General features: G+C 43.0%; 23 protein-coding genes and 1 other annotated feature. Of the genes, 4 read left to right on the top strand and 19 right to left on the bottom strand.

Going from position 1 to position 26,634, the window contains the following annotated elements:
- Positions 1 to 195: 195 nt before the first annotated feature.
- On the bottom strand, positions 196 to 714 hold the full coding sequence (locus EGX73_RS08365; protein WP_003127360.1) for a hypothetical protein: 519 nt from the start codon (positions 712 to 714) through the stop codon (positions 196 to 198).
- 179 nt (positions 715 to 893) lie between these two features.
- On the opposite strand from EGX73_RS08365, the gene clpP reads away from it, so the two are divergent.
- Entirely contained in the window at positions 894 to 1,484 is a 591-nt protein-coding gene (gene clpP / locus EGX73_RS08360; RefSeq protein ID WP_003127359.1) for an ATP-dependent Clp endopeptidase proteolytic subunit ClpP, read from the top strand.
- An 83-nt stretch (positions 1,485 to 1,567) separates the two neighbouring features.
- On the opposite strand, the gene EGX73_RS08355 is transcribed toward clpP, so the two are convergent.
- The 3 genes from EGX73_RS08355 to EGX73_RS08345 all read right to left on the bottom strand — a co-directional run bounded on the left by EGX73_RS08355 (position 1,568) and on the right by EGX73_RS08345 (position 5,813).
- Positions 1,568 to 2,110, bottom strand: coding sequence for a gamma carbonic anhydrase family protein (locus EGX73_RS08355; protein ID WP_003127358.1), 543 nt, complete (start codon positions 2,108 to 2,110; stop codon positions 1,568 to 1,570).
- Between the two features lie 215 nt (positions 2,111 to 2,325).
- The gene (locus tag EGX73_RS08350) at positions 2,326 to 4,083 is read right to left on the bottom strand and encodes an ABC transporter ATP-binding protein (protein ID WP_003127357.1); all 1,758 of its coding nucleotides are present in this window, start codon (positions 4,081 to 4,083) and stop codon (positions 2,326 to 2,328) included.
- Positions 4,080 to 5,813: an ABC transporter ATP-binding protein gene (locus EGX73_RS08345; protein ID WP_096711065.1), complete on the bottom strand. Its 1,734-nt coding sequence runs from the start codon at positions 5,811 to 5,813 to the stop codon at positions 4,080 to 4,082. Before EGX73_RS08345 ends, EGX73_RS08350 begins: the two co-directional genes overlap by 4 nt.
- A 407-nt stretch (positions 5,814 to 6,220) precedes the next feature.
- Here EGX73_RS08345 and EGX73_RS08340 point away from each other — a divergent pair, with 407 nt between their 5' ends.
- Complete coding sequence (locus tag EGX73_RS08340) at positions 6,221 to 6,433, top strand: DNA-directed RNA polymerase subunit epsilon (RefSeq protein WP_003127351.1); 213 nt, start codon at positions 6,221 to 6,223, stop codon at positions 6,431 to 6,433.
- A 2-nt stretch (positions 6,434 to 6,435) separates the two neighbouring features.
- Positions 6,436 to 8,115 carry a ribonuclease J gene (locus EGX73_RS08335; RefSeq protein WP_003127349.1) on the top strand — a complete coding sequence of 560 codons (1,680 nt, stop codon included), beginning with the start codon at positions 6,436 to 6,438 and terminating at the stop codon, positions 8,113 to 8,115.
- Positions 8,116 to 8,356: 241 nt separating this feature from the next.
- Here the strand turns inward: EGX73_RS08335 and EGX73_RS08330 are convergent, their stop codons facing one another.
- Genes EGX73_RS08330 through EGX73_RS08305 form a run of 6 tightly spaced genes read right to left on the bottom strand, consistent with a single transcriptional unit; the run spans position 8,357 to position 15,784 of the window.
- Positions 8,357 to 11,419 carry an alpha-mannosidase gene (locus tag EGX73_RS08330; protein ID WP_123866876.1) on the bottom strand — a complete coding sequence of 1,021 codons (3,063 nt, stop codon included), beginning with the start codon at positions 11,417 to 11,419 and terminating at the stop codon, positions 8,357 to 8,359.
- Between the two features lie 56 nt (positions 11,420 to 11,475).
- Complete coding sequence (locus tag EGX73_RS08325) at positions 11,476 to 13,017, bottom strand: extracellular solute-binding protein (RefSeq protein WP_123866875.1); 1,542 nt, start codon at positions 13,015 to 13,017, stop codon at positions 11,476 to 11,478.
- Between the two features lie 40 nt (positions 13,018 to 13,057).
- Complete coding sequence (locus EGX73_RS08320) at positions 13,058 to 13,660, bottom strand: DUF624 domain-containing protein (RefSeq protein WP_003127346.1); 603 nt, start codon at positions 13,658 to 13,660, stop codon at positions 13,058 to 13,060.
- Positions 13,661 to 13,672: 12 nt separating this feature from the next.
- Complete coding sequence (locus EGX73_RS08315; RefSeq protein WP_123866874.1) at positions 13,673 to 14,566, bottom strand: carbohydrate ABC transporter permease; 894 nt, start codon at positions 14,564 to 14,566, stop codon at positions 13,673 to 13,675.
- 11 nt (positions 14,567 to 14,577) lie between these two features.
- Complete coding sequence (locus EGX73_RS08310) at positions 14,578 to 15,540, bottom strand: sugar ABC transporter permease (RefSeq protein WP_005471608.1); 963 nt, start codon at positions 15,538 to 15,540, stop codon at positions 14,578 to 14,580.
- 19 nt (positions 15,541 to 15,559) lie between these two features.
- Positions 15,560 to 15,784, bottom strand: a complete 225-nt coding sequence (locus tag EGX73_RS08305) for a helix-turn-helix transcriptional regulator (protein WP_003127343.1) — start codon at positions 15,782 to 15,784, stop codon at positions 15,560 to 15,562.
- A 158-nt stretch (positions 15,785 to 15,942) separates the two neighbouring features.
- Between EGX73_RS08305 and EGX73_RS08300 the strand changes: the two genes are divergently transcribed.
- Positions 15,943 to 16,281, top strand: coding sequence for a helix-turn-helix domain-containing protein (locus EGX73_RS08300; RefSeq protein WP_103300561.1), 339 nt, complete (start codon positions 15,943 to 15,945; stop codon positions 16,279 to 16,281).
- Between the two features lie 56 nt (positions 16,282 to 16,337).
- Here EGX73_RS08300 and EGX73_RS08295 read toward each other — a convergent pair whose 3' ends face one another.
- From EGX73_RS08295 to EGX73_RS08255, 9 genes are all read right to left on the bottom strand, one after another.
- On the bottom strand, positions 16,338 to 16,538 hold the full coding sequence (locus EGX73_RS08295; RefSeq protein WP_003127340.1) for a cold-shock protein: 201 nt from the start codon (positions 16,536 to 16,538) through the stop codon (positions 16,338 to 16,340).
- Positions 16,539 to 16,687: 149 nt separating this feature from the next.
- The gene (gene radC / locus EGX73_RS08290) at positions 16,688 to 17,368 is read right to left on the bottom strand and encodes a DNA repair protein RadC (RefSeq protein WP_003127339.1); all 681 of its coding nucleotides are present in this window, start codon (positions 17,366 to 17,368) and stop codon (positions 16,688 to 16,690) included.
- 65 nt (positions 17,369 to 17,433) lie between these two features.
- Complete coding sequence (locus tag EGX73_RS08285) at positions 17,434 to 18,108, bottom strand: HAD family phosphatase (RefSeq protein WP_003127338.1); 675 nt, start codon at positions 18,106 to 18,108, stop codon at positions 17,434 to 17,436.
- On the bottom strand, positions 18,101 to 19,414 hold the full coding sequence (locus EGX73_RS08280) for a folylpolyglutamate synthase/dihydrofolate synthase family protein (protein WP_005471605.1): 1,314 nt from the start codon (positions 19,412 to 19,414) through the stop codon (positions 18,101 to 18,103). The genes EGX73_RS08285 and EGX73_RS08280 overlap by 8 nt, the downstream gene beginning before the upstream one ends.
- 255 nt (positions 19,415 to 19,669) lie before the next feature.
- Positions 19,670 to 22,309, bottom strand: a complete 2,640-nt coding sequence (locus EGX73_RS08275; RefSeq protein WP_123866873.1) for a valine--tRNA ligase — start codon at positions 22,307 to 22,309, stop codon at positions 19,670 to 19,672.
- An 84-nt stretch (positions 22,310 to 22,393) separates the two neighbouring features.
- Positions 22,394 to 22,620: a binding site (T-box leader), on the bottom strand.
- 41 nt (positions 22,621 to 22,661) lie between these two features.
- On the bottom strand, positions 22,662 to 23,156 hold the full coding sequence (gene tpx, locus EGX73_RS08270) for a thiol peroxidase (protein WP_123866872.1): 495 nt from the start codon (positions 23,154 to 23,156) through the stop codon (positions 22,662 to 22,664).
- Between the two features lie 72 nt (positions 23,157 to 23,228).
- Positions 23,229 to 23,876, bottom strand: coding sequence for a redox-sensing transcriptional repressor Rex (locus EGX73_RS08265; RefSeq protein WP_003127334.1), 648 nt, complete (start codon positions 23,874 to 23,876; stop codon positions 23,229 to 23,231).
- A 255-nt stretch (positions 23,877 to 24,131) separates the two neighbouring features.
- Positions 24,132 to 25,331 (bottom strand): tRNA uracil 4-sulfurtransferase ThiI, encoded by a 1,200-nt coding sequence (gene thiI / locus EGX73_RS08260; protein ID WP_003127333.1) that lies wholly within the window; start codon positions 25,329 to 25,331, stop codon positions 24,132 to 24,134.
- 45 nt (positions 25,332 to 25,376) lie between these two features.
- Complete coding sequence (locus EGX73_RS08255; protein WP_123866871.1) at positions 25,377 to 26,522, bottom strand: cysteine desulfurase family protein; 1,146 nt, start codon at positions 26,520 to 26,522, stop codon at positions 25,377 to 25,379.
- Positions 26,523 to 26,634: the final 112 nt, after the last annotated feature.

The raw sequence follows: 26,634 nt of genomic DNA, 5'->3' as shown, positions 1-26,634 counted from the left end.
CGACAAAAAAAGAGGCTATGACAGAAGTTTTTCCACAAAATGATCCTCCCAACAATCATGAAATTGCTCCTACTCTGCAGCAGGTCTTCATCAAATACACGATGGAGAGCGCAATTCCGTTCACGTCCTTCGGATCATCTCGTTGCAACTTCTGTCACAGACTCAATGTTATAGCCCCATTCTCGATTGACTCGACTATAATGGTTTAGAAAAATAAGTTAATGGTTCATTGGTCAAATTTTTCATTTGCGTTTTGCGCTCATTGACCATTTCAGTCAGTGTATCCAAGAAATTCTCCATGATGACACGACCGCCTTTATACGTATAACCGCCGATCTTCACCGTTTCTTCTGGTGAAAGGATCACTCTGCGGGTACCGATTTTCTTGAAAAATTCTTCTAAAAAATAATTCGGCAAATAAAAGTTATTCTGTGCGGCAAAAGACTGTAAATAAGCAAAATCATCGATCGTTATATAACAGTCATCGAAAGCATCGAAACTGACATATTCGTCCATCAGGATCACCCGTTTTTGTAAAATTTCGCTGATTTTCCTGTTCAATTGGAGAAGTGTCTCGATTTCTTTGACTTTATGCTCCAACAGCCGTCGCCGTTTTTCTTTTTGTTCATCGTAACGAATTCTGAGATTGAAGATGATCGTTACTAATAAGGCGCCTACTAATACGCCGATAAAACCTGCAATCGCTACTGCCATTTTCTTCTGACCCTTTCATGCTTACTTTCTTTTTATTGTATCATAATTTAAAAGAGAGGCAAAAAAGATAACGAACTTTTTATTTGACCTTTATTGACCTAATGGGTATACTTACTTTTAGATATTGCAAAAACTTTGTGCTAAACTATATCTATATCGATTTTTAGGAGGACTAAAAAATGAATTTAATTCCTACAGTCATTGAACAATCATCTCGTGGCGAAAGAGCCTATGATATCTATTCTCGTCTATTAAAAGACCGCATCATTATGTTAAGTGGTCAAGTAACAGATGATTTAGCCAATTCGATCATCGCCCAACTTTTATTCTTGGATGCACAAGATTCTGAAAAAGATATCTACTTGTACATCAACTCACCAGGCGGAAGCGTCACAGCCGGACTAGCAATCTTTGATACCATGAACTTCATCAAAGCAGACGTGCAAACGATCGTTATGGGGATGGCTGCCTCAATGGGTTCATTCTTATTGACAGCTGGTGAAAAAGGCAAACGCTTTGCTTTGCCAAATGCTGAGATCATGATCCACCAACCATTAGGTGGCGCACAAGGACAAGCAACAGAGATCGAAATCGCAGCTCGTCACATTTTGCAAACTCGCGAACGCCTAAACAAAATCTTGTCTGAGCGAACAGGTCAACCAATCGAAGTCATCGAAAAAGACACAGACCGTGATAACTTCATGACTGCTCAAGAAGCAAAAGATTACGGCTTGATCGACGAGATCATGGAATCAAACAGCTTAAAATAATTCATCCATCAAAAAACCAGCTGTGCTGAAGCACGCTGGTTTTTTTGCGTCATTAAACGAGATCCGATTGACTTCGCTTGCCATTAATAAACATATTTCCCTTGCAAGTAGTCTTTTCCCAAGGAAACATAATGGGCGATATTGGCTTTGTTTTTGGCAATTTCTTCCTCTGTCAACGGACGAATCACTTTAGCAGGACGTCCAAAAGCCAGCACATTGGGCGGAATGATCGTTCCTTGAGTAACTAAAGAACCGGCACCAATCAAACTGTTTTCACCGATAACTGCATGGTTCAAAACAATGGAACTCATGCCGATTAAGGCCCCTTTTTCAATCTTACAGCCATGAAGCATGCACTGATGACCGACAGTCACATCTTCTGCAATGATCGTGGGTGCATCATGATCCACATGAATGATCGTCCCATCTTGAATATTGGTCCGCTCACCTACTCGAATATAATTTGCATCTCCCCGCAAAACTGCTTGGAACCAGACAGTCGCCTCACTGCCGATGGTGACATCTCCGACGACAGTCGCATTTGGCGCGATAAAGTTTTGCGTACTAGCAGTTTCTGCGTTTAGTTGATTTCGTTTTTGGCTATTTGTCTCTTTTTTCCGATCCATTGTTAAACTCCTTTAGGATTTTTCTTTCTCCACTACACTTTACTACTACACTTTACTACTATACTTTACTACTATACTACTCTATTCCTGTACCCATGATACCATGAATAACTATGAAAACCACGAATCAGTCCGTAAGAGAACAGCGACTATATGCGGATATCTTCACACTTCATACAAAAAAAAGAGTGCGGCTGACACCACACTCTTTTGACCTATTCTGCTTCTTCTGAAAACTGACTCTGATAAAGCTGACTGTAAAATCCCCCAGCTGCCAGTAGTGTTTCATGATTGCCTTTTTCTATGATTGCTCCTTGATCCATGACTAAGATCAAATCGGCTTCCCGAATCGTAGACAACCGGTGAGCAATGACGAAACTGGTTCGTCCTTCCATCACTTTGTCCATCGCTTTTTGGATCAACGCTTCGAGCCGTGTGTCCACAGAGCTTGTTGCTTCATCTAAGATCAATATTTTCGGATTAGAAATGACTGCTCGAGCAATCGTCAAGAGTTGTTTTTGACCAAGCGAGATATTATCCCCTTCGGAATTGATAAACATCTCATAACCGTCCGGCATCGTCCGGATGAAATGATCCACATTGGCTGTTTTAGCTGCATCGACCACTTCATAATCGGTCGCATCTAACTTACCAAAACGAATATTGTCTCCGATCGTTCCTTCATACAACCAAGCATCTTGCAGAACCATGCCGAATAACGAACGGACATCGCTGCGGGCCATTTTCTTCGTATCAATACCATCAATCTTGATCGCCCCTTCGTTGACATCGTAGAAACGCATCAACAAATTGATCAATGTGGTCTTTCCGGCTCCAGTTGGTCCGACGATCGCTACCGTCTGACCAGCTTTCACTTCAAAGTTCAAATCTTTGATCAGCGGTTTCTTCGGATCATAGGCAAAACCGACATGTTCAAATTGAACATCCCCATGAAATTCCGCTGGCAATGGAATATCTGTTTGGTTGACTGGTTCTTCCGGTTCATCCAAAATCTCAAAAACCCGTTTTGCAGCTGCCGAAGCACTTTGTAAGACAGAGGAAAGCTGGGTAATATTCCCCATTGGCTGACTCACTTGCCAAATGTATTGGATAAAGGCTTGCAGTTGCCCTACCACGATCACACCGCCAATTACATAGAAACTTCCCATAACTGCCATAGCAATATACGTAAAGTAGGCAGTCATTTGAACTAACGGCATCATCAATCCCGAGACGAAGGCCGAACGGAAGCCGTAATAGCGCAGTTGGTGATTGACTTTTTTAAAGCCGTCAAGTGTTTGTTTTTCTCGTCCATAGACTTTCAATACACTGAAACCAGTCATATTTTCCTGAACATAACCGTTCAAGTCTCCTAATGCATTTTGCATGCCTTGGAAGTCTTTTTGCGATTTCTTGACGATCGTTCTTGAAATGATCAATGACGTTGGAATCATGATCAATGCGATCAACGCCATAAACGAATTGATATAAAACATCATCGCTACCGCCATGATGATTCCTAGAAAGGCATTGACGATCCCGATCAAGGCTTGCTGCATCGCACCACTGACTGCATCCACATCGTTCGTTACCCGTGACAAGATATTTCCTTGCTGATTTTTGTCAAAATATGAAACAGGCAAGCGGTTGATCTTTTCTTCAATGTCTTGACGTAAATCACGCATCGCAGATTGAACGACATTTGTGATCAAAAGCCCTGACATTAATTGTGAGAAACAATACCCTACACCGACAACGGTGATCCAGATCAAACAAACGATGATGTAATCAAAATTCAGCGGCTCTCCCGCTGCAATATTCCGACTGATCTCTGTTGTAGGCAATCCGGACACATACGGCAATGCCGCGTTAAAGCCAACTGTAGCGACAGTAAAAAGTAAGACTAAAATAAAGGAGACTTTGTAGGGTTTGATGTAGCGCCCTAAACGTTTTAAAGAAGAGAATGCTTTCATTGTGCCAACTCCTCCTCTGATAATTGTGATGCTGCAATGTCGTAATAAACCGAGCAGTTTTCCAACAGTTCTTTGTGGGTGCCGATACCAACTACATCGCCTTCATTCAACACAATGATTTTATCCGCGTGCATGATCGTCCCCACACGTTGCGCCACGATCAAAACAGTTGATTCGGTCGTTTCTTTTTTCAAACGCGCCCGTAATTTGGCATCGGTTTGATAATCCAGTGCAGAAAAACTATCATCAAAAATATAGATCTCGGGACGACGGATCACCGCACGAGCGATCGCCAGCCGTTGTTTCTGACCACCAGAAAAGTTCGTGCCTCCTTCTGCTAGACGTGCATCAAAGCCATCCGGTGTTTTAGCAATAAAATCAGCTGCTTGTGCGATCTCAACCGCACGTTCTAAGTCCGCTTGTGTCGCATCTTCTTTCCCATAGCGCAGATTTTCTGCGATCGTTCCAGTGAACAGCAACGCTTTTTGGGGAATAAATCCGATCTTATTTCTCAAAGCGGACAAGCTGTACTCGCGAACATCGATCCCATCAATCAAAACCTGTCCTTTTGTGACATCATAAAAACGAGGGATCAATTGGATCAATGTTGATTTCCCGCTTCCAGTACTGCCGATGAAAGCAACTGTTTCACCAGGAGAAGCAGTAAAACTAACATTGCGGATCACAGGACTCTCAGCATGTCCCGGATAGGCAAATGTCACATTCTTAAATTCCACATATCCTTTGGTCTTGCCTTCTGTCACTGGCTGTTCGGCTTCCACGATTTCTGAAGTCATATCCAATGCCTCCTGAATCCGTCGGGCTGAGACCGCTGCACGTGGATACATCGTAAATATAGTCGCAAACAACATGAATGAGAATAGAGCATGGAAGATGTATTCGATAAAAGCAATCAAGTCACCGACTTGCAGTTGCCCATTTTCGATTTGAATACTTCCTGACCAAATGATCAGTACCATCACGATATTGAATAAGAAGAAAAAGCCCGGCTGTGCTGTCGCCATCAAACGGAACAAGCTGCGAGAGCTGGATGCATACGCTTGATTGACTTTGCTAAAGCGTTTCTCTTCAAATTTCTCATTTACGAACGCACGGATGACCCGTAAACCAGACAAGTTTTCCCGCAAAATACCATTGATCTTATCCAAATTGGCTTGCTGCTTGTTAGACAACGGCTCGGAAATCTTTGCGATGGCTATCACAGCAATCAACAAGATCGGCAGTGCCCCTAACACATACATCCCTAATTTTGTACTTGTCCGCATGACCATATACAAACTGACCGCAAACATCATCGGCGTCATCAATCCAATCCGCAGAATATTCTGCAAGAACAACATGATTTGATATGCATCATTGGTCACCCGAGTAATCAAGGATGAAACACCGATTTTTTCATATTCCGTATGTGAATAACCTTGCACCTTTTCAAAAAGATCATCTCGAACATCTGCTACGAGATTCGTTGTGATTCTTGAGGTAAAGTACCCTAACATAATATTCATTGCGATCCCTGTCAAAGTAATAGCAATCATTGCCATTCCCATCTTCCAGATATACTCTCGGTCACCATTTCGAATACCGACATCGATCATTCGAGCCAGCAATGTGGGTAATCCTAGTTCAATCAAAATAAATCCAAACACACAGATGAAATTAAAAACCAACAGTTTTTTATTGCGCATTGTGTAATGCCACATTAATTTCAAAAAAGCCCCTCCTTTTTTTACACATTATTTTTACTATATCATAGTCCCAATTTCAAGTAACCCACTTCCCGAAGAAAAAAAGGAGATATTTTAAAGTATTTTTTTAAGGATGACCAAGGGAAGCCCTTTCAAACCAACTAGTTTCTATACTTATTTACTTTTCTATGATAAACTAATACTACTTGTAATGGAACGATTTACAAAAACCGGTGAATTTTTTATGACAACATTTGGAAAGCAAAGACGAGGCTTTCTCTTTTTTCTCACAACGATTGTCTGGAAAAAGCATGTAGCGGTCCACTGACGACCCCCACTTTTCAGGTCACTTATCTAGGGCCTTGATTTTGTGATGCACCGAATCGAACAAAACGATAAACTACTGCATTAGCAGATAAAGGAGAATTTGTATGATTTACAAAGTTTACTATCAAGAAACAAAAGACCGCAACCCAAAAAGAGAACAAACCCATTCCCTGTACATTGACGCAGAAAGCGCGGTTGCTGCACGCCGTACAGTCGAACAAAACACCCCATATAACATCGAGTTTATTCAAGAACTTGATGAAAAACATCTTGCGTATGAAAAAGAGAACGCTGATTTCAAATTAGCGGAGTTTTAATAATGAAAGTTTCTCTAAAAAATAATGAAACTGGCGTATTCGGCGTCGGCGGACTAGGCGAGATCGGAAAAAACTGTTATGGGGTTCAATTCCAAGACGAGATCATCTTGATTGATGCCGGGATCAAATTCCCGGAAGATGAACTACTTGGAATCGACTATGTGATTTCCGATTATAGCTACATTGTCCAAAACATCACGAAAGTCAAAGGGTTAGTCATCACTCATGGTCATGAAGATCATATTGGTGGTATTCCTTACCTTCTGCGTGAAGCAAATATCCCAATCTATGCTGGTCCATTAGCATTGGCTTTGATTACCAACAAGTTGGATGAACACGGGTTACTGCGAGATGCTACATTACATGAGATCAATGAAGATACCGTGATTCGCTTCCGCAAAACATCGGTCAGCTTTTTCCGAACGACCCACAGTATTCCTGATGCGCTAGGCGTTGTGGTGAAAACACCTTCGGGAAATATCGTAGCAACTGGTGACTTTAAGTTCGATTTCACACCCGTGGGCGAACCAGCAAACCTACACAAAATGGCCAGAATCGGAGAAGAAGGTGTGCTATGCCTCCTTTCTGACAGTACCAATGCTGAGATTCCGACCTTTACCAAGTCAGAAAAAACGATTGGTAGTTCGATCCGCAAGATTTTCGAAAAAATCGAAGGCCGGATCATCTTTGCCAGCTTCGCTTCCAATATTTTCCGTTTGCAACAAGCAGCAGATGCTGCGGTTGCCACAGGTCGTAAGATCGCTGTCTTCGGTCGAAGTATGGAAAATGCGATCGTTAATGGGCAGCGCTTAGGTTATATCAAAGTCCCTGACGGTACATTTGTCGAATCTCATGAGATCAATCGCTTACCAGCTAATGAAACCATGATCCTATGTACTGGCTCTCAAGGGGAACCAATGGCAGCCCTTAGTCGGATCGCCAATGGTACTCATCGACAAATTCAGATCCATCCAGACGATACGGTCATTTTCTCTAGTTCACCGATCCCTGGAAATACGACTAGTGTCAACCACTTGATCAACTTGCTGTTAGAAGCAGGTGCACATGTGATCCACGGGAAATTGAATAATATCCATACCTCGGGACATGGTGGTCAAGAAGAACAAAAATTGATGCTTCGTTTGATGAAGCCTAAGTTCTTTATGCCGGTCCATGGAGAGTTCAGAATGTTGAATATCCATACCCAACTGGCACAAGATGTCGGCGTTCCAAAAGAGAACTGTTTTATTATGGAAAACGGTGATATGCTGGCGTTAACTGCAGATTCTGCTCGTCGAGCAGGTCATTTCAATGCGGGTGATGTCTATGTTGATGGTAGTGGAATTGGCGACATCGGTAACGTTGTCTTACGAGACCGTCGTATCTTATCAGAAGAAGGCTTAGTGCTAGCCGTAGCCACCGTCGACTTGACGAAAAAAGAAGTCTTAGCAGGACCAGACATTCTTTCCCGCGGATTCGTCTATATGCGGGAATCTGGCGAGATGATCAATGAAGCACAACAGATCCTGTTCCGTGCCCTCAGAGAAGTCTTGAACCAGCCAGATCCTAGCGAACATAAAATGCGAGAAGCCATGTCAGCTGCTTTGCAACCCTTCTTATTTGAAAAAACAGAACGTCACCCAATGATTCTTTCGATGATCATGACACCTGACGACCACTAACAAAAAAACTCGACCAAACCCTCAATGGAAGTGGTCGAGTTTTTTATTTTTCATCCTACTGACTTCCTTAGGTTTAAGACTCTCTTCTTTCGAAATTGGACGCAGGATTATCGGTACTGTCTCTTGCCACAGCTATTTAAAACTACTTTGGAAACTTAGCTATATTGGAGGCTATATTAAAAACTGTCTTAAAAACGATCTAAGAAGTGATCTCACCGATACATCTCTTCAGGAGAACTATCTACTTTTCGCTAAGCACCAGTTTAATGGTTTTAACTTCATATGGATGCAATGAAAATGCGATCGGCTCCGCTTTTAACTCTTCGCTAGCTTCTTCCATCATGTTCGTCTCTTGCCAGCGAATTTTGCCAGTTCCATGACAGTGAATGGTGACGTCGCGATCGCTCCCTAAATGGTCATAGCAACGCAAAATCCACCCGCTTTGATCTTCCGCTAACTTCAATGCGTCGATTATCAAACTTTCATCAGCCTCGATTTCAAGAGGAATACTTGCCATCTCTGTTTGAAGTTGACTCAATGGTGCATTGATCTCCCAAGCTTCTTCCATCACCTGACCAGTTGCAAAATCTCCTTGATGCGGAAATAGGCTGTAGGTAAGCGTGTGGGAACCAAGATCTGCCTGAGGATCCGGGTATGTTGCTCCTTTTAATAAAGATAATCGCAGCTGATTGCCTTTGATATCGTAGCCGTATTTGCAGTCGTTCAAAAGGGCCACCCCGTAATCCATTTGTGCAACATCCGCCCACTGATGACCTACTGTCTCAAATTTGGCGATATCCCAGCTCGTGTTCCAGTGAGTTGGACGCTTCACATTCCCATGCTGAATATCAAAAATAGCTTCTGTCGCGCGAATATTGACATCAAATTTCACTTTCAACAATTGCTGGCGTTCTTGCCAATCCACCGTGGTAACAAAATCAATTCGCTTCGTATGAGCATAGAAATAGATTTTTTGTAAAATAGTTGACTGCCCAAAAGTGACTTGCTGTTCTAAGACAGTAAACAAAGGATTGTTCGCGATGACTTGAATGCCTGCACTGCTTAGCTCCGTGCCTTTTTCTTGATAAAAAAGATCGATATCCCACGCATCGAAATTCAATGGTTTGTCTTCAAATAATTGAAAGACATTCCCTGTCCCAGCAAGCACTTCTCGTTGTGCGGTTTTGTCATAGATCTGGGTCAAATGCCCCGCCTCATTCCATCGGACTTGATAAAACGGAGTCTCGAGTTGGTCTTTTTCACTAACGGACACTGCTTCCAATGGCAACGCACAGATACAATCCGGCAAAAGACTCGCTTGGAATGCTGGCAAATGTACCAGAGCGTAACAGGAACCGTCGAAGAAAACTTGCTGCTGTTCAGGTACCGTGCCCGGTGCTACTGCAATGATGCTTGTTCGCTGCCAAGCGGCTGTATTGATGATACGTAATTGTTGTTCTTCTGTCTCAAGAGCAGTTGTCAGAGCATGAAGCTGCTTTTGACAAGCAAGTGCTTCGTTCCGATAATCTTGATAGACTTCTTTGATGGAAGAGCCCGGGATAATGTCATGAAATTGATTCTTCAAGACGCTTTTCCAAAGCTTTTCGAATACTGCAGCAGGATAAGCCGTTCCTGCTGTCATAGACTGAAGACTGTACAAACATTCAAGTTCCCGCAAGCGTATTTCAAACCAGCGATTCATTTTCTTGATAAAGGCCTGCGAAGTATAGGTACCGCGATGGTACTCCAAATACAGTTCCCCATCCCAGATTGGTAGATCGTTCGAATTTTGGTCGACAGTTTCATGTAACTCTTCAAAAAAGTCAGCAGCCCGACCCGTTTTAAGCATCGGTAATCCCGGAATCTCAGCCATCTTTCTGCGGTTTTCCAACATTTCTCGGGTGACACCACCGCCGCCATCTCCATGTCCATAGGAAATCAATAGATGTTGATTCAATGCTTTATTTTGATAGCTGCGATATACTCCTAAAACCGTCTCCGGGGTCAGCAACCCATTATACGTGTAAAACCAATTGGATTTTTCTGTCCAGCTGCCACCACCTGGAACGGGTGTCGTGATGAAATGCGTCAAAATTTCAGAGCCATCGATCCCCTTCCATAGAAAGGTGTCGTTTGGCATGCGATTGTATTGATTCCAACTTATTTTCGTCGTCATAAAGGTATTGATTCCACTTTTTTTCAGAATCTGCGGCAACGCCCATGAATACCCAAAAACATCCGGCAGCCAGAGATAGGTGCTTTCCCGCCCGAATTCCTCGCGAATAAACTTTTTTCCGTAGAGAATCTGGCGAATAAGGGATTCGCCACTAGGCAGATTACAATCTGCTTCGACCCACATGGCGCCATCAACTTCCCAGCGGCCTTCTGCGATTCGTTGTTTGATTTGCACATACAATTCAGGATAGTCCTCTTTGATATATTGGTAAATTTGCGGCTGAGTTTGAAGGAACACATATTCTGGGTATTCTTTCATCAATTTCAAGACTGTAGAAAAGCTGCGGGCCGCCTTTTCACGCGTGTGCTTCAACTGCCAAAGCCACGCAAGATCAATGTGGGTGTGTCCAATCGCTGTGACTTGAACCAAGTCACTTTTGGGAAGTGCTTGCAGCGCCTCTTTTAGAAAAAGATGTGCTTCCCGCAAACTATCATAAAACTGCGGTGATCCTTTTTCTCGCCAATCGATCCGTTGAAACGAACCATTCAACATCTTGAGCAGCCGAACCTTCCGGTCATGATCCTCTGCTAATTGCTGGATCGTTTCTAAAATCATTTTAGAAAGATAAAAATAATTGTTGGCTTCTTCATCCAAATAACCGATAAATGCAGCTTTCAGTTCATGGGTCAGCTGCCGTTCTTCGCCACCGCCTTCTAGTCCAGACCATAGCTTCAGCGCAACGATCACTTCTTTTCCTAAATTTGCAGGTTCTAATAGAAATTCTTTGTGGTTGGCGTCGATTCCCTGAACAGGGACACCATCAATAAATAAAAGTGATTCAAAACCAGAGTTATTGCCGCCACCAGTTTTTCCAAAATCAAAAAACAATATATTCATCTTCGGGGGAATGGTGACTTTCGCTTGAAGCCATAAATAGCGATCCCTTCCTTGCCACGTTTCCCCTATGTGCATGACTTGTTCAGTCGAAAAGAGTGGCGGATATTTCTGACACTTTGTCTGATCCTCTGTGACAAACCATTGCTGGATCTGACGCTTGTTTCGATACCTCAATGCCTCGATTTCTTGAATGCGGCGCTTGATTTTTGCTTCTTGCATAAAATAATCCATTTTGTTCTGCTCCTTTGGCATTCACTTGGTTTTCCTACTGCTTATTCGCCCTTAAGTTAGTCTTGATTAAAGCGTTCAAATTGTTGCCGACGGATCTCCAATAAGCGTTGAGCACCGATACGATCCAATTGCTGCACATAGTTGGTCCAATCCTTTTCAAAATTCCATTCACCTGTAATGAACTTTACCCGCGATTGTTCCACATGGGTTGAGATATCTGTAACGATCGTTGACAATTCTGCTGCTTCTGCTTCGGTTGCCATAAATGTCGGCAGCATGTATTCCGGCATATATTCTTCTTTGACATCATCATAGACAGCCGGTTCTTTGCCAAACGCTCGATCTCTGATTTCTTGATCCAATTCCGCATAAGGGAAATAGCCTCCATACACATTATCGACCCACTGGAAAGCACCGAGTTGCGGCCCGTTTTGATAGTTTAAGATTTCGTCAATATAGACCATGTGCCCATCTTCGTCAACTTCATAGGTCACTCCTTCTTCTCCTAAATAAGCAAAAATCTGCCCTTCAGGACTATAGAAGTAATCCACCCACTCAAGAAGTAATCCTGGATCTGCTGCATCCTTCGTAATGATAAATGCTGAAGTACCAGAAACAGGCGGTTCCGTATAAAGTGTCTTGTCGCCATAAGGTCCTTCAATGACATTGATCGGCGTATACGTTTCTGGTCCAAATGGGCCAATGAAATCAGGATCGACCCACTGGAAGAGACCAACTTTGTCATGGGCAGCATCCGCTCGCCATTTGTCATCATCCACGCCGGCAAAGGATTGTTTTGCAACTAATCCTTCTGCATACAACTCTCTTAGGTACATCCAGACTTCCCGCATCCGTTCATGGTTGATGGTCAACTGTAATTGCCCCGCTTCATCCACAAACAGCATATTCCCCATCGCCTGTCTGCTGCCTGTCCCCAATCCATAGGAAGCCATCAAGACCTTTTCCAGTCCGCCGGCTAACCAGCCACTTGGCATATAATACCCTTCTCGTCCTTCCCCGCTCGCTACAAAAGCAGCTAGAACCTCTTTCAGTTCATCTGTTGTACGAGGCACATCCAAGGACAATTCATCCAGCCAATTTTGATTGATATACAGTCGAACCGTTCGCCCGCCGCTCATTGGATCCAAAGACATATACGGCAGCGAGTACATATGACCATCCGGTGCTGTTAACGTCTTTTTGACAATCGGATTTTCATCTAAGATTTTTTGCAGATTCGGTGCATGTTCGGCAATCAGATCTTCTAATGGAATGAACAATCCTTGCTGTCCGTATTTCACGATCTCATCATTGCTCCAGCCGGTCTGATAAAAGGCATCAGGCAGCTTTCCTGATAGAATCAAATTCTTCTTTTCCCCAAACTCTTTTACTTCTTCCCACTGTACTTTGACTCCAGACTTCTTCTCGTACTCTTGCCACATCCACAGGTCTTCGCTTTTCGGCCTCACGTCTGTAAAATCATTCCTCATTAAATGAATCGACTTTACGTCATCTGCTACTTTTTCACTTGGACTAGATTGGCAAGCCGACAACAGCCAGACGAAGGACAACAAAAACAATAGCACTCCTTTTTTCATACAGTTCTCTCCTTTTTATACAATCGAACAACGGGCGACATCAAAAATAGACTCCTTTCATTTTGTTAAATTTATTGAAAAACAAGAAACCTATCCCATAAGCAGGCAATCCGATCCCTAAACAGATCCCTAAAAATGGATAGTAACAATAAAGAAGACTAACCAATCCAAGAAGTCCCATACTTATTAATAGCTGAACGGGACAAATGAACACAAACAGTAACGGCTGTAACCAACGATGGACTTTGTCTAATGAAAAATAAGCATGCACAGGGAAAAATGTGATCGCCAGCAATAAAATAATCAGGAGATTCGTCCGCATCGTAAACTCAAACAAGAAATTGGTGGGATAATCACTCGCTAATGTGTGATGAACCCCAATAACAAAACCAGTCAGAACAATAGCCGCAACATGAAACCAGCGATTTTTTTGTTTGTTGTGCCGATATTGATCTGAAAAAATTTCTTTGAGAGGAGCTTCATTTTTCTGCAGAATCCTTTTTCGAATGCAATCGTAGACAGTAATCGTTGCCGGTATCAGACTAAACAGCACACCGCCCAGAAGCATGTAGCGCCACCAATACACATTCAAAAGCATCATATCGTACACTAATTCACAAAATGCAGCGATCGCTTTTAGCATCGAAACACCTCCTCATCCCTTGATGGATCCTACTAGGATGCCTTTTTCAAAGTATTTGGCTACCACAGGATAAAATAGGAGCACAGGCAGACTTGAAACGATCACTAAGCTGTATTTGAGGGTCATTTTCAGCATAAGCAGTTCGGATTCCGCACTACCGGCAATGATTTGGTTCATATCTTGGCCAAACTGTCCCTGAACCAGTATTTCTCGCAGAATAATCTGCAGAGGATACTTGGCACGATCCTGTAAATAAATCAACGCGTCAAAGTAGGCATTCCAGCGACCGACACCATAGAACATTGCCATCACTGCGATGATCGGGGTAGCCAGAGGCAAGACGACTTTCCATAATAACCATAAATCGTTGGCACCATCGATATAAGCGCTTTCAATCAAATCATTAGGAATATTTTGACTGAAATACGTACGCATCAAAATCATATTATAAACACCCAACGCTCCAGGCAAGATCATGACCCAAAGTGTGTTAACGATCCCTAACTGCTGATTAACTAAATAAGTGGGGATCAACCCTCCGCTAAAAAACATCGTAATCGTAAAAAATAAAGTAAAGAAACGCTTGCCTCGTAAGCCGGAACGAGACAATGGGTAGGCAGCAATCGTCGTGACGATTAAGTTGATCACTGTCCCTAAACCCGTGTAGATCACTGCGTTGCGAAAACCCGTCCAGATATCACTGCTCTTGAGCACTTCCTTGTACCCTTCAACATTTAATCCACGGGGATACAAAAGCAACGGGACCTCATAGATCCTAGTGGGATCACTGAAGGAAGCATTGACCACAAAGATAAGCGGATATAAGATAATCAGGGCAATCAGACTGACCAGTAAGATATTGATAGTATTAAACAGTTTATCCCCTTTCGTTGCTGATACTTTCATTCGTTTTCCTCCTACCAAAGACTCGATTCATTTGTCTTTTGTGCTAGTTTATTAACAATAAATAAAACAATAAAATTAATCACGTTATTAAAAAGACCGACTGCAGCAGAGAAACTATACTCCCCATTTATGATCCCCATTTTATAGGTATATGTCGAAAGCACCTCAGAGGAAGCGAGATTCGCAGCGTTCTGTAAGAGAAAAGTCTTCTCAAAGCCCACGGATAAAATGCTTCCTGTCGCCAATATCGTGGAGATCACGATGGTCGGCATGATGGAAGGAATCGTGATATGACGAATACATTGCAAGCGAGAGGCACCATCCAAGTAAGCGGCTTCATATTGATCGGGAGAGATCCCGGACATCGCTGCCGTATAAATCAACGTTCCCCACCCCACACCTTGCCAGACACCCGACCACACATAGATATGCGGAAACCATTTAGGACTTCCGAGAAAATCGATCGATGGAAACCCAAATGTATTCAGCAACATATTAATCATGCCATCTTGACTTGAAAAAAAGAATTGAACCATCCCGATCACGACAACCACCGAAATAAAATTTGGGATGTATGAAATCGTCTGAGCGGTTGATTTGAACCATTTCCGATTCAATTCATTGAATAATAACGCCAAAATGATCGGTAATGGTACACTGACCAACAAACTGTAAAGACTCAAGCGCAAGGTATTAACAATGATCTCGAGAAAAAAATAGGAAGCAAAAAAACGCTCAAAGTGCTTCAATCCCACCCAAGGGCTACCTAAGATCCCAAATGCGGGAGAATAATCTTTGAATGCGATAATCACGCCATACATTGGCCAATAATTCCAGATCACGACAAAAATAACTGGAATGATCAGCATGACGTAGAGCCACTTGTGTTTCTTTAAATCTTTTTTTAGATCCTGGAAATTTCTTTTGTTTTTACCCAGATAGCCGCTTTTTGCAACTGTACCTTTTACAGGCATCTTGAGTCCCCTCCTCCATTTAACTAGGTTTGTCTTTTTGTGTCGTTATGTTACCTTCGATGCTAAAAAAATACGTCCAATCAAATTGGAGCACTTTACCGATCCGCTTCGCTACTTCTACACTTGGTCGGCGTTTTCCTCGTTCAATCATATTGTAATATGTTCGCTCAATTTCGGATTCCTTAGCTACTTGATCCTGAGTGAGTCCATTTTTTTCACGTTGCCTAATGAGCCACTCCCGCATACAGTTCCCTCCTTCTTCGGAATGTAACGTTTCGACACACACTCATTATATGTTTCCTTATGACACTTGTCAACGATATTTAGTAACAAATAGACACCAACCGACTCTTTTTTTCTAAGTAACGGTGTGTTACTATCACGAGAGAGGCAGGTGTCATTATGTTTCCGCAAATCATAAAAAAATTACGTCTGGAAAAGAAGTTAACTCAGCAAGAAGTGGCAGACAAAATCGGGATCACACGTCCAGCTTATACTGCCTATGAATCAGGAAAAAGAGAGCCCGACTTTAGCATGCTGCAAGTGTTAGCCGATCTATTTGGTGTGTCGACCGACTATCTCTTAGGCCGATCTGATAAGAGACACCTCTATCCTAAAGTAGAAAGTGACTTGATCAGTTCCCATGTCGATGAATCAATCTCAGAAGAAGGAATCAAAGAAATCCTCACGTTCATTGATTTTGTCAAAGAACGCGAGCAAAAAAAAAGACCATCTGAATGATGGTCTTTTTTGACTGTGCCTTCACTAATCCCATGAATGCAGTCTTGTAAATAAGCTTACGCTTTGTTTACGTTTACTGCTTGAGGTCCACGATCTGATTCTTCAACATCAAAAGTCACTGCTTGGCCTTCTTCTAAAGTCTTGAAGCCTTCACCTTGGATTGCTGAGAAATGTACAAATACGTCTGTACCGTCTTCACGTGAAATGAAGCCAAATCCTTTTTCAGCATTGAACCATTTAACTGTACCTTGTTCCATTATAAAAAACCTCCTCGTGCATAAGCACTTAATTATGTGTAACATTGCTCGTGTCCGATAGAGGTGTAACAAGCGTTTCAACATCTATTCAGCAAACAAAATTACACTAATATTTTACACTTGCTACTATTTTTTTGCAAGGTAGACGATCAGCCTTCCCAGAGTCCTTCTTCTCGCAAGCTGATATATGAATTATTGCCGATAATCAAGTGGTCCAGCAAGTCGATACCCATCAATTCCCCACACTTCATCAATCGTTTGGTAAAGGTAATATCCGCCTGCGAAGGTTGGGGACTGCCGCTGGGATGATTGTGCACGCAGATCACTCGGGCGGCACAGCAACGAACTGCTCCGTGATAAATTTCTCTAGGATGAGCAATCGACTGATTGAGACTGCCGATGAATAACGTCTTTTTTTGGATGATCTCATTTTTGGTATTTAGGTAGAGACACAGCAAATGTTCTTGCTGGTAATCTTTTAATTCCTCCATCATCTGATTGGCAATATCCACACTGGAATGAACTCTGCCATATTTTGGCTGTGCTGCTCGTTGGATGCGGGCGCCAAGTTCTACGGTAGCTTTGAGTTCGATCGCTTTGATCTGGCCTACCCCACGAATGGCCTGCAGTTCGTCCAATGTCACGTGCTTTAGCTCATACAAGTCTTCAAACTCGTTGAGGATCTGACCAGCTAGTTCGATGACATTGAAAGGATGAGAACCCGTTCGTAAAAGAATCGCTAACAATTCTTGATTGGATAAAGCTTCAGCGCCATAATGCAATAGTCGTTCTCGAGGATAGGAACTTTGAGGAATTCCATTGTCTTTCATAAAAAAAACTCCTTTGCGTTAGTCTAAAATAAAACTACGCAAAAGAGTTCATGGTTGATGCGACACTACCAAGTATAGGCCTGCTCAAAATAATCCGGCACTTCTACCAGTGAAGGCAAGATATGCAGCACTTTTTCTTCGATCACTGACGTCGGAGCAACCAGATCAGGTACCATGATCACCGGAATGCCAGCTGCATGCGCAGCATGAATACCGTTAGCGGAATCTTCAAGAATGACTAATTGATTTTTCGGAACCCCTAAGCGATTATGGGCTTTTTCGAAAATTTCAGGATCCGGTTTCGCCCGCACAACATCATCGAAACAAACGATTTCTGGAAATTCTTGCGTCAGACCTGCGGAATCCAGTAATGTATCGATGACTCGTCGTTGGTTGCTAGAAGCAAGGATCCGCGGAATCCCTTTTTCATCCAAATAGCGCAGCAAGTCATGGACCCCCGGTTTTAATGCTGCTTGGCCTTGCTCAAAGAGCAGCAGAGTTTGATCAAAAGCGGCTTGGATGAAACGATCAACAGTCTCTGGACCGAAGGCAGCATCATATCGTTCATGATAAGCCGCCCAGACTTCTTCATCTGAAACACCAACGTATGCTAGATAGACATCTTTTGTATAGGGGATCGCCATCTGATCGGCCACGATCTGTGTTGCCTGATAGTAAAGAAGCTCCGTATCAAAAATCAGTCCGTCCATATCAAAAATCACACCATTTAATTCAGCCATTTCTTCCTCCCATTCCCAACAAAAGTTCCCGAACTTCTGATACAAAATAAAGCGAACCAGTGATCAGAAGCAAGTCTTCATTGGTCATTTTTTCTAATAATTCTGCTAAGCCAAACTGCCATAGTGAAACGATCGAGATGCGCGCTTCATTCAATTGCTGGTAATCATCACTTAAATGGATCGCTTTTGGAAAATCAAATGTGGTCAAATAGATTTCAGCTTTCGGGATCGTTAACAGCTGTTGCAGCATCTCATCGACATTTTTTGTCTCCAATGCTGAAAACAAGATATGGATGCGATAGTTGGTGAATTCTTCTCTAACTGTCTCAACCAAGCGTTCCATGGCGTGCGTGTTATGCGCACCATCTATAATGATCAGCGGTTCATTGCTGATTTTCTCCATTCGCGCGGGCCAATAAGCTTTCTTTAAGCCATTGCGGACTACTTTTTCCGAAAATGGCAGTTTTTTTAACTCACAGAATAAATAATATAATTGAATAGCGACACCGGCGTTTTCTGGTTGGTGTCGACCAATCATCGGCGTTTTCAGTCCTTTGATTTTTCCGCGGTCATTCTCAAAATCGAACCACTCTCCCCAGATTTCATCCGGACGATGATACGTGACTCGATAGTCTTCTCCCAAGTGGGATACAGGAGCCTCAGATTCTGCAGCTTCAAGGTCGATTACGGATAGCGCACTTTCAGGGATCTTCCCAGTCACTAGTGGCACCTTGGGTTTGATGATCCCGGCTTTATGGGCAGCAATGGCCTCAATCGTGTCACCAAGCATATCCATATGGTCCATTCCAATCGTCGTGATGGCCGTCAAGATTGGTGTGATCACATTTGTACTATCCAAACGGCCGCCTAAGCCAACTTCTATGATAGCCACATCGACTTGTTGCTGGGCAAAGTAGCCGAATGCCAGTGCAGTCAAAATCTCAAATTGGGTGATTCCGGTCAATTCTTCTTCCTGATCCAGTTGCATGACGAGTGGTTGAAGTGTTTCGACCCATTCAATCAGCGAGTCATCTGGTATAAAACGCCCATCAATCTCGATCCGTTCATTGAAAGACTCGATATGGGGCGATGTGAACGTTCCAACTTGCAGCCCACTTTCTTCTAGAAGACTTCGTAAATAGCTGACAGTCGAACCCTTGCCGTTCGTTCCGGCAACATGGATCAATGTCAGATTTTTTTCTGGATTGCCTAATCGTTGTAGCAATGCTTCTACTCGCATCAATCCTGGACGCATCCCGAAGGTCTTTCTTCCGTGGATCCATGCAATTGCTTCTTCACTTGTCATGTTCTTCACCTCAAAATCATTTTAGCAAATCTTCCCTTTTTTTCCTAATTCTACTGCTCTTTCTCTCAGAGCGTTCCCAACAAAAATCGATAGGAAAACTACCCGATCTATAGCGGTTAGGAATTCTTTCCTCTATAGATCGGGTAGCTAGAGATCGGGTAGTTAGAGAGTAAATAGTTAGATCGGTAGTTTGCAACAGCTAGTGTTCCATAGGAATATCGATGATTAGCTTGCTGCCTCGATTCAATAAATAGATTATTGAATCGTACGCAATTGCTCGATCCGTTCTTGAACTGCTTTTTGTTTATCCAAATAATCGGCTTCTTTCGCTCGCTCTTGCGCCACAACTTCTTCAGGGGCATTGGCAACGAAACGTTCGTTTGCTAATTTCCCTTGCACGCGTTTGACCTCTTGATTGAATTTCGCCAATTCTTTTTCTAAACGGCTGATTTCTTCTTCGATATTGATCAAGCCGGCTAATGGCAAATAGATCGTTGCTCCGGATAAGATAGCTGACATCGCCAATTCCGGTGCTTCCAGTGTATTGGAAATCACTAGCTCTTCTGGATTGCAGAATCGTTCGATATAGTTTTTGTTGGTGATCAGGAAGCTCTCGATCTCAACATCGTTGGTTTGGATCAGCAATGTAATTGGCTTAGAAAGCGGCGTGTTGACTTCCGCCCGAATGTTGCGGACAGAACGAATCAACTCTTTTAACACTTCCATTCCTTGTGCTGCTTTCTCATCCGACCACTCTGGCTCAACTTCTGGATAAGCAGCTACTACAAGCGAATCGCCTGTATGAGGCAGTTTACTCCAAATTTCTTCTGTGACAAACGGCATGATTGGGTGCAGCAAGCGTAATATTTGATCCAACACATGAACCAAAATGCTCTTATTGACTTGTTTAGCTGCTTCATTTTCACCATATAAGGTTTCTTTGCTCATTTCGATATACCAGTCACAAAAGTCATCCCAAATAAAGTTGTATAACTGGCGACCTGCTTCACCGAATTCAAAACGATCAAACAACTCAGTCACTTTCTCGATCGTTTCATTTAAACGAGTTAAGATCCAACGGTCCGCTACGGATTTCTCGCCAGAAAAATCAATATCTGTCACCGTCATTCCTTCAACATTCATCAAGACAAAACGGGACGCATTCCAAATCTTGTTGATGAAGTTCCAAGCAGCATCCATTTTTTCATAGCTGAAGCGAACATCTTGTCCTGGTGCAGAGCCATTTGATAAGAACCAGCGCAATGCATCGGCGCCATATTTTTCGATGACTTCCATCGGATCGATCCCGTTCCCTAATGACTTACTCATTTTACGTCCCTGTTCATCACGAATCAGTCCATGGATCAGCACATTTTCAAAAGGACGTTTGCCTGTGAATTCCAAGCTTTGGAAAATCATGCGGCTTACCCAGAAAGCAATGATGTCGTAGCCTGTGACTAGCGTGTTGGTTGGGAAATAACGCTGATAATCAGCACTATTTTCATCTGGCCAGCCCATGGTTGAAAATGGCCATAATGCGGAGCTGAACCAAGTATCCAGTACATCAGGATCCTGTGTCCAGTTTTCGGCATCTGCCGGTGCTTCTAAGCCCACATACATTTCACCAGTTTCATTGTGGTACCAAGCAGGAATTTGATGTCCCCACCACAATTGTCGGGAAATAACCCAGTCGTGAATATTTTCCATCCAGCGCAAGAAAGTTTGATTGAAGCGCGGTGGGAAAAACTCGACTGCCTGATCCGTCGATTGGTTGTCGATCGCTTCTTTAGCCAATGGCCCCATTTTGACAAACCATTGCGTAGATAAACGAGGTTCAACAACGACACCGGTTCGTTCTGAATGGCCAACACTGTGAATCATTTTTTCAATCTTTAACAAACGTCCGATATCTTCCAAATCTTTGACGATCGCTTTACGAGCTGCAAAACGATCCATGCCAGCATATTTACCGGCTAAATCATTCATGGTTCCGTCATCGTTCATAACATTGACCCGTGGCAAGTTATGGCGGTTACCGACTTCAAAGTCATTCGGATCATGGGCAGGGGTGATTTTTACTACGCCGGTTCCAAATTCTTGATCCACGTAAGTATCCGCAATGATTGGGATCTCTTTATTAACTAATGGCAAAATAACCTTTTTGCCGATCAATTCTTGGTAGCGTTCATCCTCTGGATGGACAGCGATCGCAGTGTCTCCTAGCATCGTTTCTGGACGAGTGGTGGCAATCTCTACGGTACCAGAACCATCTGCCAGCTCATAAGTCATGTGGTAAAAAGCTCCTTCGATCTCTTTATGGATGACTTCAATATCAGATAAGGCCGTACGTGCTTGCGGATCCCAGTTGATGATATATTCGCCGCGATAGATCAAGTCTTTTTCGTAAAGAGTTACGAAGACTTTACGGACAGCATCTGACAGACCCTCGTCTAATGTGAACCGTTCTCGACTATAGTCAAGAGACAATCCTAGCTTTGCCCACTGCTCACGAATATGGCCTGCATATTCTTCTTTCCATTCCCACACTTGGTCGACAAATTTTTCCCGACCAAGGTCATAGCGGGAGATCCCTTGTTCTCTTAGTTTTTCTTCGACTTTTGCTTGTGTCGCAATTCCAGCGTGATCCATACCTGGTAACCACAATGTATCAAACCCTTGCATCCGTTTTTGGCGAATGATGATATCTTGAAGGGTTGTATCCCACGCATGGCCTAAGTGTAGTTTACCAGTAACATTTGGCGGAGGAATAACGATTGAATAAGGCTTGGCTTTTTGATCACCACTTGGTTTGAATAGATCTTTGGCTAACCATTCCTGGTAGCGTCCCGCTTCGACTTCTTGCGGGTTGTACTTTGTTGATAAGTTATCGGACATTGTTTTACCTCCTACTTTTTTTGATCAGTTCCTTCAAGACCGCTCGGCTTTTGGGAATAAAAAAAGTCCTAAAATGCCGAAGCATTTTAGGACGCAAATACGCGGTACCACCTAAATTGTAGATTTCTCTACCTCTTGGGCGTGAGTTAACGGTCACGAAGCGTTTGATTCTACTGAACAAGGTGTTCCTTGCTGTTCCAATCAAAGACTCACAAGCTACCTTCTCAGATTCCTGCTGAAAACCTTGCACCAATTGGTCTTCTCTCTGTAAAAACAGTCCGTCTGATACTCCTCTTGATCCTCGTCTTCTTTCAATTGATCTTGTTCATTCTACAATGAACTTTTTTGAAAGTCAAACAGCGATTGATCTGGCAGCGGCCAAAGCCGATTGATAGTCCGGTTCTTGAGAGATTTCAGGCACGATCTCTTCGTAGCGGATCACCCCTTTTTCATCTAAGACAAAAATCGCGCGGGCAAAATGTCCAAACTCTGGGATCATAATTTGATAGGTTTCTCCAAACGTATTTTCTGGATCATGCAGCATCAGCATATCGATCCCTTCTTGTCCACACCAATTTGCTTGTTCTTCTTTCGTATTGTTCGAGATTGTCACAAAATTAACCTCATCAATCTTACTTGCTTCTTCATTGAAGCGCTTCGTCTGCAATGCACAGACCCGCGTGTCAATGTCGGGAACAACGCTTAAGATCGTCGGTTTACCTAAGAAATCAGCCAAGCGATAAACTTTGTCATCTAAACTTTTCAGTTCAAATTCTTTGGCTTGATCCCCTACTTTTGGCTGAATGCCTGGTACTTCAAAAATGGTTCCTTTACGTGTTACTTGCATGTCATCTCTCCTATTACAGTTTTCTCCAGTATAGGAGAGAACCCGCGAAAGCCAAAAGATTTTGCTCAAAACCTACGATTTCTGAGAATAGGTATTGTCAAAAAAGATCAACGTCTGTAATTCTGTCGTCAGATCGATGTATTGGATATGAACATTTTTAGGTACATTGACGCGATCAGGGGCAAAATTTAAAATCGCTGTAATGCCAGATTCTACGATCGTATCGATTGCCGCCTGAGAATATTGACTAGGTACTGTCGAGATAGCTACAGTGATTCCTTTCTCCTGAACGATCTCAGCTAGCTGATCCATTCCATAAACATAGTGACCGTCGATGGTCTTACCGATCAATTGGGGATCATTATCAAATACAGCAACGATCGAAAGATTCTCATTGCGGCGAAAGTTGTTGTTTGCAAGAGCTTTACCTAGATTGCCAAAGCCCACTAATGCAATGTTCTTTGCTTCGTTCGTTTCTAATATATGGCTAAAAACTTCAATCAAGTAAGGAACTTCATAACCATACCCGCTTCGTCCTAATTCCCCTAAGTGGGAAAAGTCCCGACGAATCGTTGCGGAAGGAACTTGTGTGATCTCAGCAAACTCTTTTGATTTGATTCGATGGACACCTGATGCATCCAAAAATTTTAAATGCCTTAAATAAGCAGGCAGACGTTTCGCTGTTGCTTTAGGAAGTTTTTTTTCTCTTAATGCTTCCATGGTTTCCGTCCTCCTTGTTAAATGGTTCACATATCGAGTTTAGCATGCTCGTCATTGAATAGCAAGCAATTTTCACAAACTTTTAATGCTTCCTAGATTCCAGTCAAACGACTGTGAGAAATCTCACAGGTCCAGCATAAACAAAAAAAGACGGCTACTTGGGCACACCCTTTGTAACCATCTTTTTTCTTTAATTGCCAACAGTCAACAGCTGGTTTTTATCCCCTGATATCAAAATTTTTTCTGATGTGAAGATCAAAGAAAATCAGCGAATTCTGCTTTTTCGGAAGCTTGGATCTCTTCGATTTTCAACCCAGCTAATGCCCGCTCCATCATGCCTGCTATATCTAAGCGCTCTTCATATAAATGCACTTTCTCCAACTTCGGTCTTGTCTTAGGCTGTGGCGGAGCAAAAATCGTGCAGCAGTCTTCAAATGGCTGGATCGCCAGTTCAAACGTATCGATCTCTTGAGCTACATCAATGATTTCTAATTTATCCATCGTTGCCACCGGACGAATGATTGGCGTATTCGTTACTTCATTGATCGCCACCATACTTTGCAATGTTTGTGAAGCCACTTGGCCTAGTGATTCTCCGTTCAAAATAATCAATCCATGACGAGCTTCACGGATCGCATCTGTGAGTCGCAGCATCATCCGGCGAGTGATCGTCATCCAATAGCCTTGAGGCACATGCTTCTTGATTTCTTCTTGAACTTCAGTGAATGGGACTTCAATAAACTGAATACCGCCAACATAAGGGGTTAGTTTCTTTGTCAGATCTTTGGCTTTTTGTAGTGCCTGTTCGCTAGTATAAGGCGGGCTGGCAAAATGGACCGCTTCGATCTCTACCCCGCGTTTCATCGCAAAATAACCAGCAACGGGGGAATCGATCCCGCCTGAAAGCATCAGCATCCCTTTCCCACTCGTTCCAACCGGTAACCCACCAGCTCCTTGGATCGTCTCGTAAGAAAGGTAGGCTCCATCCATACGGATCTCTACCCGTAGATTGATATCTGGCTTTTTCATTTGAACTTTGATTTCTGGAAAGCGATCAATTACAGCATTTCCTAACGTCAAATTCAACTGATTACTGTCTTGGATGAATTGATGGTCACTGCGTTTGGCAGTGATTTTGAAGGTCTCAGTCCCTGTATAGATTTCACTCATCACTGTTTGTACGGCTTCTTTTAACACTTCGACGTCTTTTTCTACCCGAATGCTGGGAGAAAAATTTTGAATCCCAAACACTTTTTGCAATTTCAATATAATTGCCTGACTGTCTTCCCCATTCAGAAGCAAATGCATCCGATCACGTTCTGCATGAACTTTGACTTTAGGAAAGTCGGCAAGTGTTCGCTTCACATTCTCCGCCAACTGCATAATGAAACTGCGGCGGTTTTTTCCTTTGGTTGATAATTCGCCGTAGCGAACCATGATCTCTGTATAATTCACGAGTAAAACTCCTTTGTTTGTCGTTGGTATGTTCGCAACATGCTCTTATTGGCTTAATTTTGAGAACTTTTGATAAAGCTGATTAAAAACAACCAAAAATTGTTCTACTTCGGCCATCGTATTACTTTCATCCAAGCTGACCCGAACTGCTGAAGTAGCTAAGCGACTAGGGACATGCATCGCATGCAATGTGCTGCTAGCCATTTTCTTGCGGGAAGAGCAGGCACTAGTCGTTGAGAGATAAATCTGTTTTTCTTCAAAGGCATGGACAAGCACTTCTCCTCTGATCCCTTCCAATGAGAAACAAAGAATATGCGGCGCAAAATGTTCGGCTCCAGAAAACACCGTCACTTTCTCATACTCAGATAATGCTTCTGAAAGGTAACTTTTCAATAAGCCCACATGGTTAGGCCGGGCAGCTTTTTGTTCAAGTGCTAGTCGCAACGCTTTAGCCATTGCAACAATTGCCGGTAAATTCTCAGTCCCGCTGCGCTGATTTTGTTCTTGCCCGCCACCGGTCATCAATGGTGTTAGCTTACGGCCTTTTTTCCAATAAATAAAACCGACGCCCCTAGGTCCATGAAACTTGTGGGCAGAAAATGTGGCAAAGTCTACCCGTTGTGGCAACCATTGCTGCTGATCAACCTTCGCAATTGCTTGAACAGCATCCACATGGAAGTGGATGCGAGGATGAGCTTCTAGAATTTCAGCGATTTGATTGATTGGCTGGATCGAACCAATTTCGTTGTTGACTGCCATCACAGAAACAAGAATCGTTTCCTTTCGGATCAGTTGCTGCAAAGCAGCGACATCTACAAATCCAGTAGAAGTAACGGGTGCGATACTCACGTCAAACCCTAGTTCTTTCAACTGTTCTGCGGTCTCACTGACCGCTGGATGTTCGATGCCAGAAATAATCAAGTGATTGCCATAAGCTTTTTTGGCGATCGCGGTGCCTTTTAAGACCCAATTGTCTCCTTCCGTCCCCCCACTGGTAAACCAAATCTCTGAAGCAGAAACTTGCAGCAGCTCAGCAATTTGCGCCCGAGACTGTTCCAAAAGACGGCTGGCTTGACTGCCCAGATCGTGAAGACTTGAAGGGTTGCCGATAATACGCTGACTAACTTTTACATATGTATCTAATGCTTGCGGATAAATTGCGGTTGTGGCGCTGTTATCAAAATAAATCAATGCTAGGACCCTTTCTTTGAAAAATTCTTTCCCATTATAACTGCTCTTTCCTGCTCTTTCAAGAAGTTCCTCTTCTTGGATCGATTTGTCGGTAGAGAATCCGCCAATTCAC

This window comes from Enterococcus sp. FDAARGOS_553 (assembly GCF_003812305.1).
GTDB classification, from domain to species: Bacteria; Bacillota; Bacilli; order Lactobacillales; family Enterococcaceae; genus Enterococcus_D; species Enterococcus_D gallinarum.
This window is presented reverse-complemented; position numbering and strand designations above follow the sequence as displayed.

Bases quoted from the DNA above. Each gene is read 5' to 3' on its own strand.
- EGX73_RS08365 (WP_003127360.1), bottom strand. From the start codon at position 714: ATGGCAGTAGCGATTGCAGGTTTTATCGGCGTATTAGTAGGCGCCTTA.
- clpP (WP_003127359.1), top strand. From the start codon at position 894: ATGAATTTAATTCCTACAGTCATTGAACAATCATCTCGTGGCGAAAGA.
- EGX73_RS08355 (WP_003127358.1), bottom strand. From the start codon at position 2,110: ATGGATCGGAAAAAAGAGACAAATAGCCAAAAACGAAATCAACTAAAC.
- EGX73_RS08350 (WP_003127357.1), bottom strand. From the start codon at position 4,083: ATGAAAGCATTCTCTTCTTTAAAACGTTTAGGGCGCTACATCAAACCC.
- EGX73_RS08340 (WP_003127351.1), top strand. From the start codon at position 6,221: ATGATTTACAAAGTTTACTATCAAGAAACAAAAGACCGCAACCCAAAA.
- EGX73_RS08335 (WP_003127349.1), top strand. From the start codon at position 6,436: ATGAAAGTTTCTCTAAAAAATAATGAAACTGGCGTATTCGGCGTCGGC.
- EGX73_RS08330 (WP_123866876.1), bottom strand. From the start codon at position 11,419: ATGGATTATTTTATGCAAGAAGCAAAAATCAAGCGCCGCATTCAAGAA.
- EGX73_RS08325 (WP_123866875.1), bottom strand. From the start codon at position 13,017: ATGAAAAAAGGAGTGCTATTGTTTTTGTTGTCCTTCGTCTGGCTGTTG.
- EGX73_RS08320 (WP_003127346.1), bottom strand. From the start codon at position 13,660: ATGCTAAAAGCGATCGCTGCATTTTGTGAATTAGTGTACGATATGATG.
- EGX73_RS08315 (WP_123866874.1), bottom strand. From the start codon at position 14,566: ATGAAAGTATCAGCAACGAAAGGGGATAAACTGTTTAATACTATCAAT.
- EGX73_RS08310 (WP_005471608.1), bottom strand. From the start codon at position 15,540: ATGCCTGTAAAAGGTACAGTTGCAAAAAGCGGCTATCTGGGTAAAAAC.
- EGX73_RS08305 (WP_003127343.1), bottom strand. From the start codon at position 15,784: ATGCGGGAGTGGCTCATTAGGCAACGTGAAAAAAATGGACTCACTCAG.
- EGX73_RS08300 (WP_103300561.1), top strand. From the start codon at position 15,943: ATGTTTCCGCAAATCATAAAAAAATTACGTCTGGAAAAGAAGTTAACT.
- EGX73_RS08295 (WP_003127340.1), bottom strand. From the start codon at position 16,538: ATGGAACAAGGTACAGTTAAATGGTTCAATGCTGAAAAAGGATTTGGC.
- radC (WP_003127339.1), bottom strand. From the start codon at position 17,368: ATGAAAGACAATGGAATTCCTCAAAGTTCCTATCCTCGAGAACGACTA.
- EGX73_RS08285 (WP_003127338.1), bottom strand. From the start codon at position 18,108: ATGGCTGAATTAAATGGTGTGATTTTTGATATGGACGGACTGATTTTT.
- EGX73_RS08280 (WP_005471605.1), bottom strand. From the start codon at position 19,414: ATGACAAGTGAAGAAGCAATTGCATGGATCCACGGAAGAAAGACCTTC.
- EGX73_RS08275 (WP_123866873.1), bottom strand. From the start codon at position 22,309: ATGTCCGATAACTTATCAACAAAGTACAACCCGCAAGAAGTCGAAGCG.
- tpx (WP_123866872.1), bottom strand. From the start codon at position 23,156: ATGCAAGTAACACGTAAAGGAACCATTTTTGAAGTACCAGGCATTCAG.
- EGX73_RS08265 (WP_003127334.1), bottom strand. From the start codon at position 23,876: ATGGAAGCATTAAGAGAAAAAAAACTTCCTAAAGCAACAGCGAAACGT.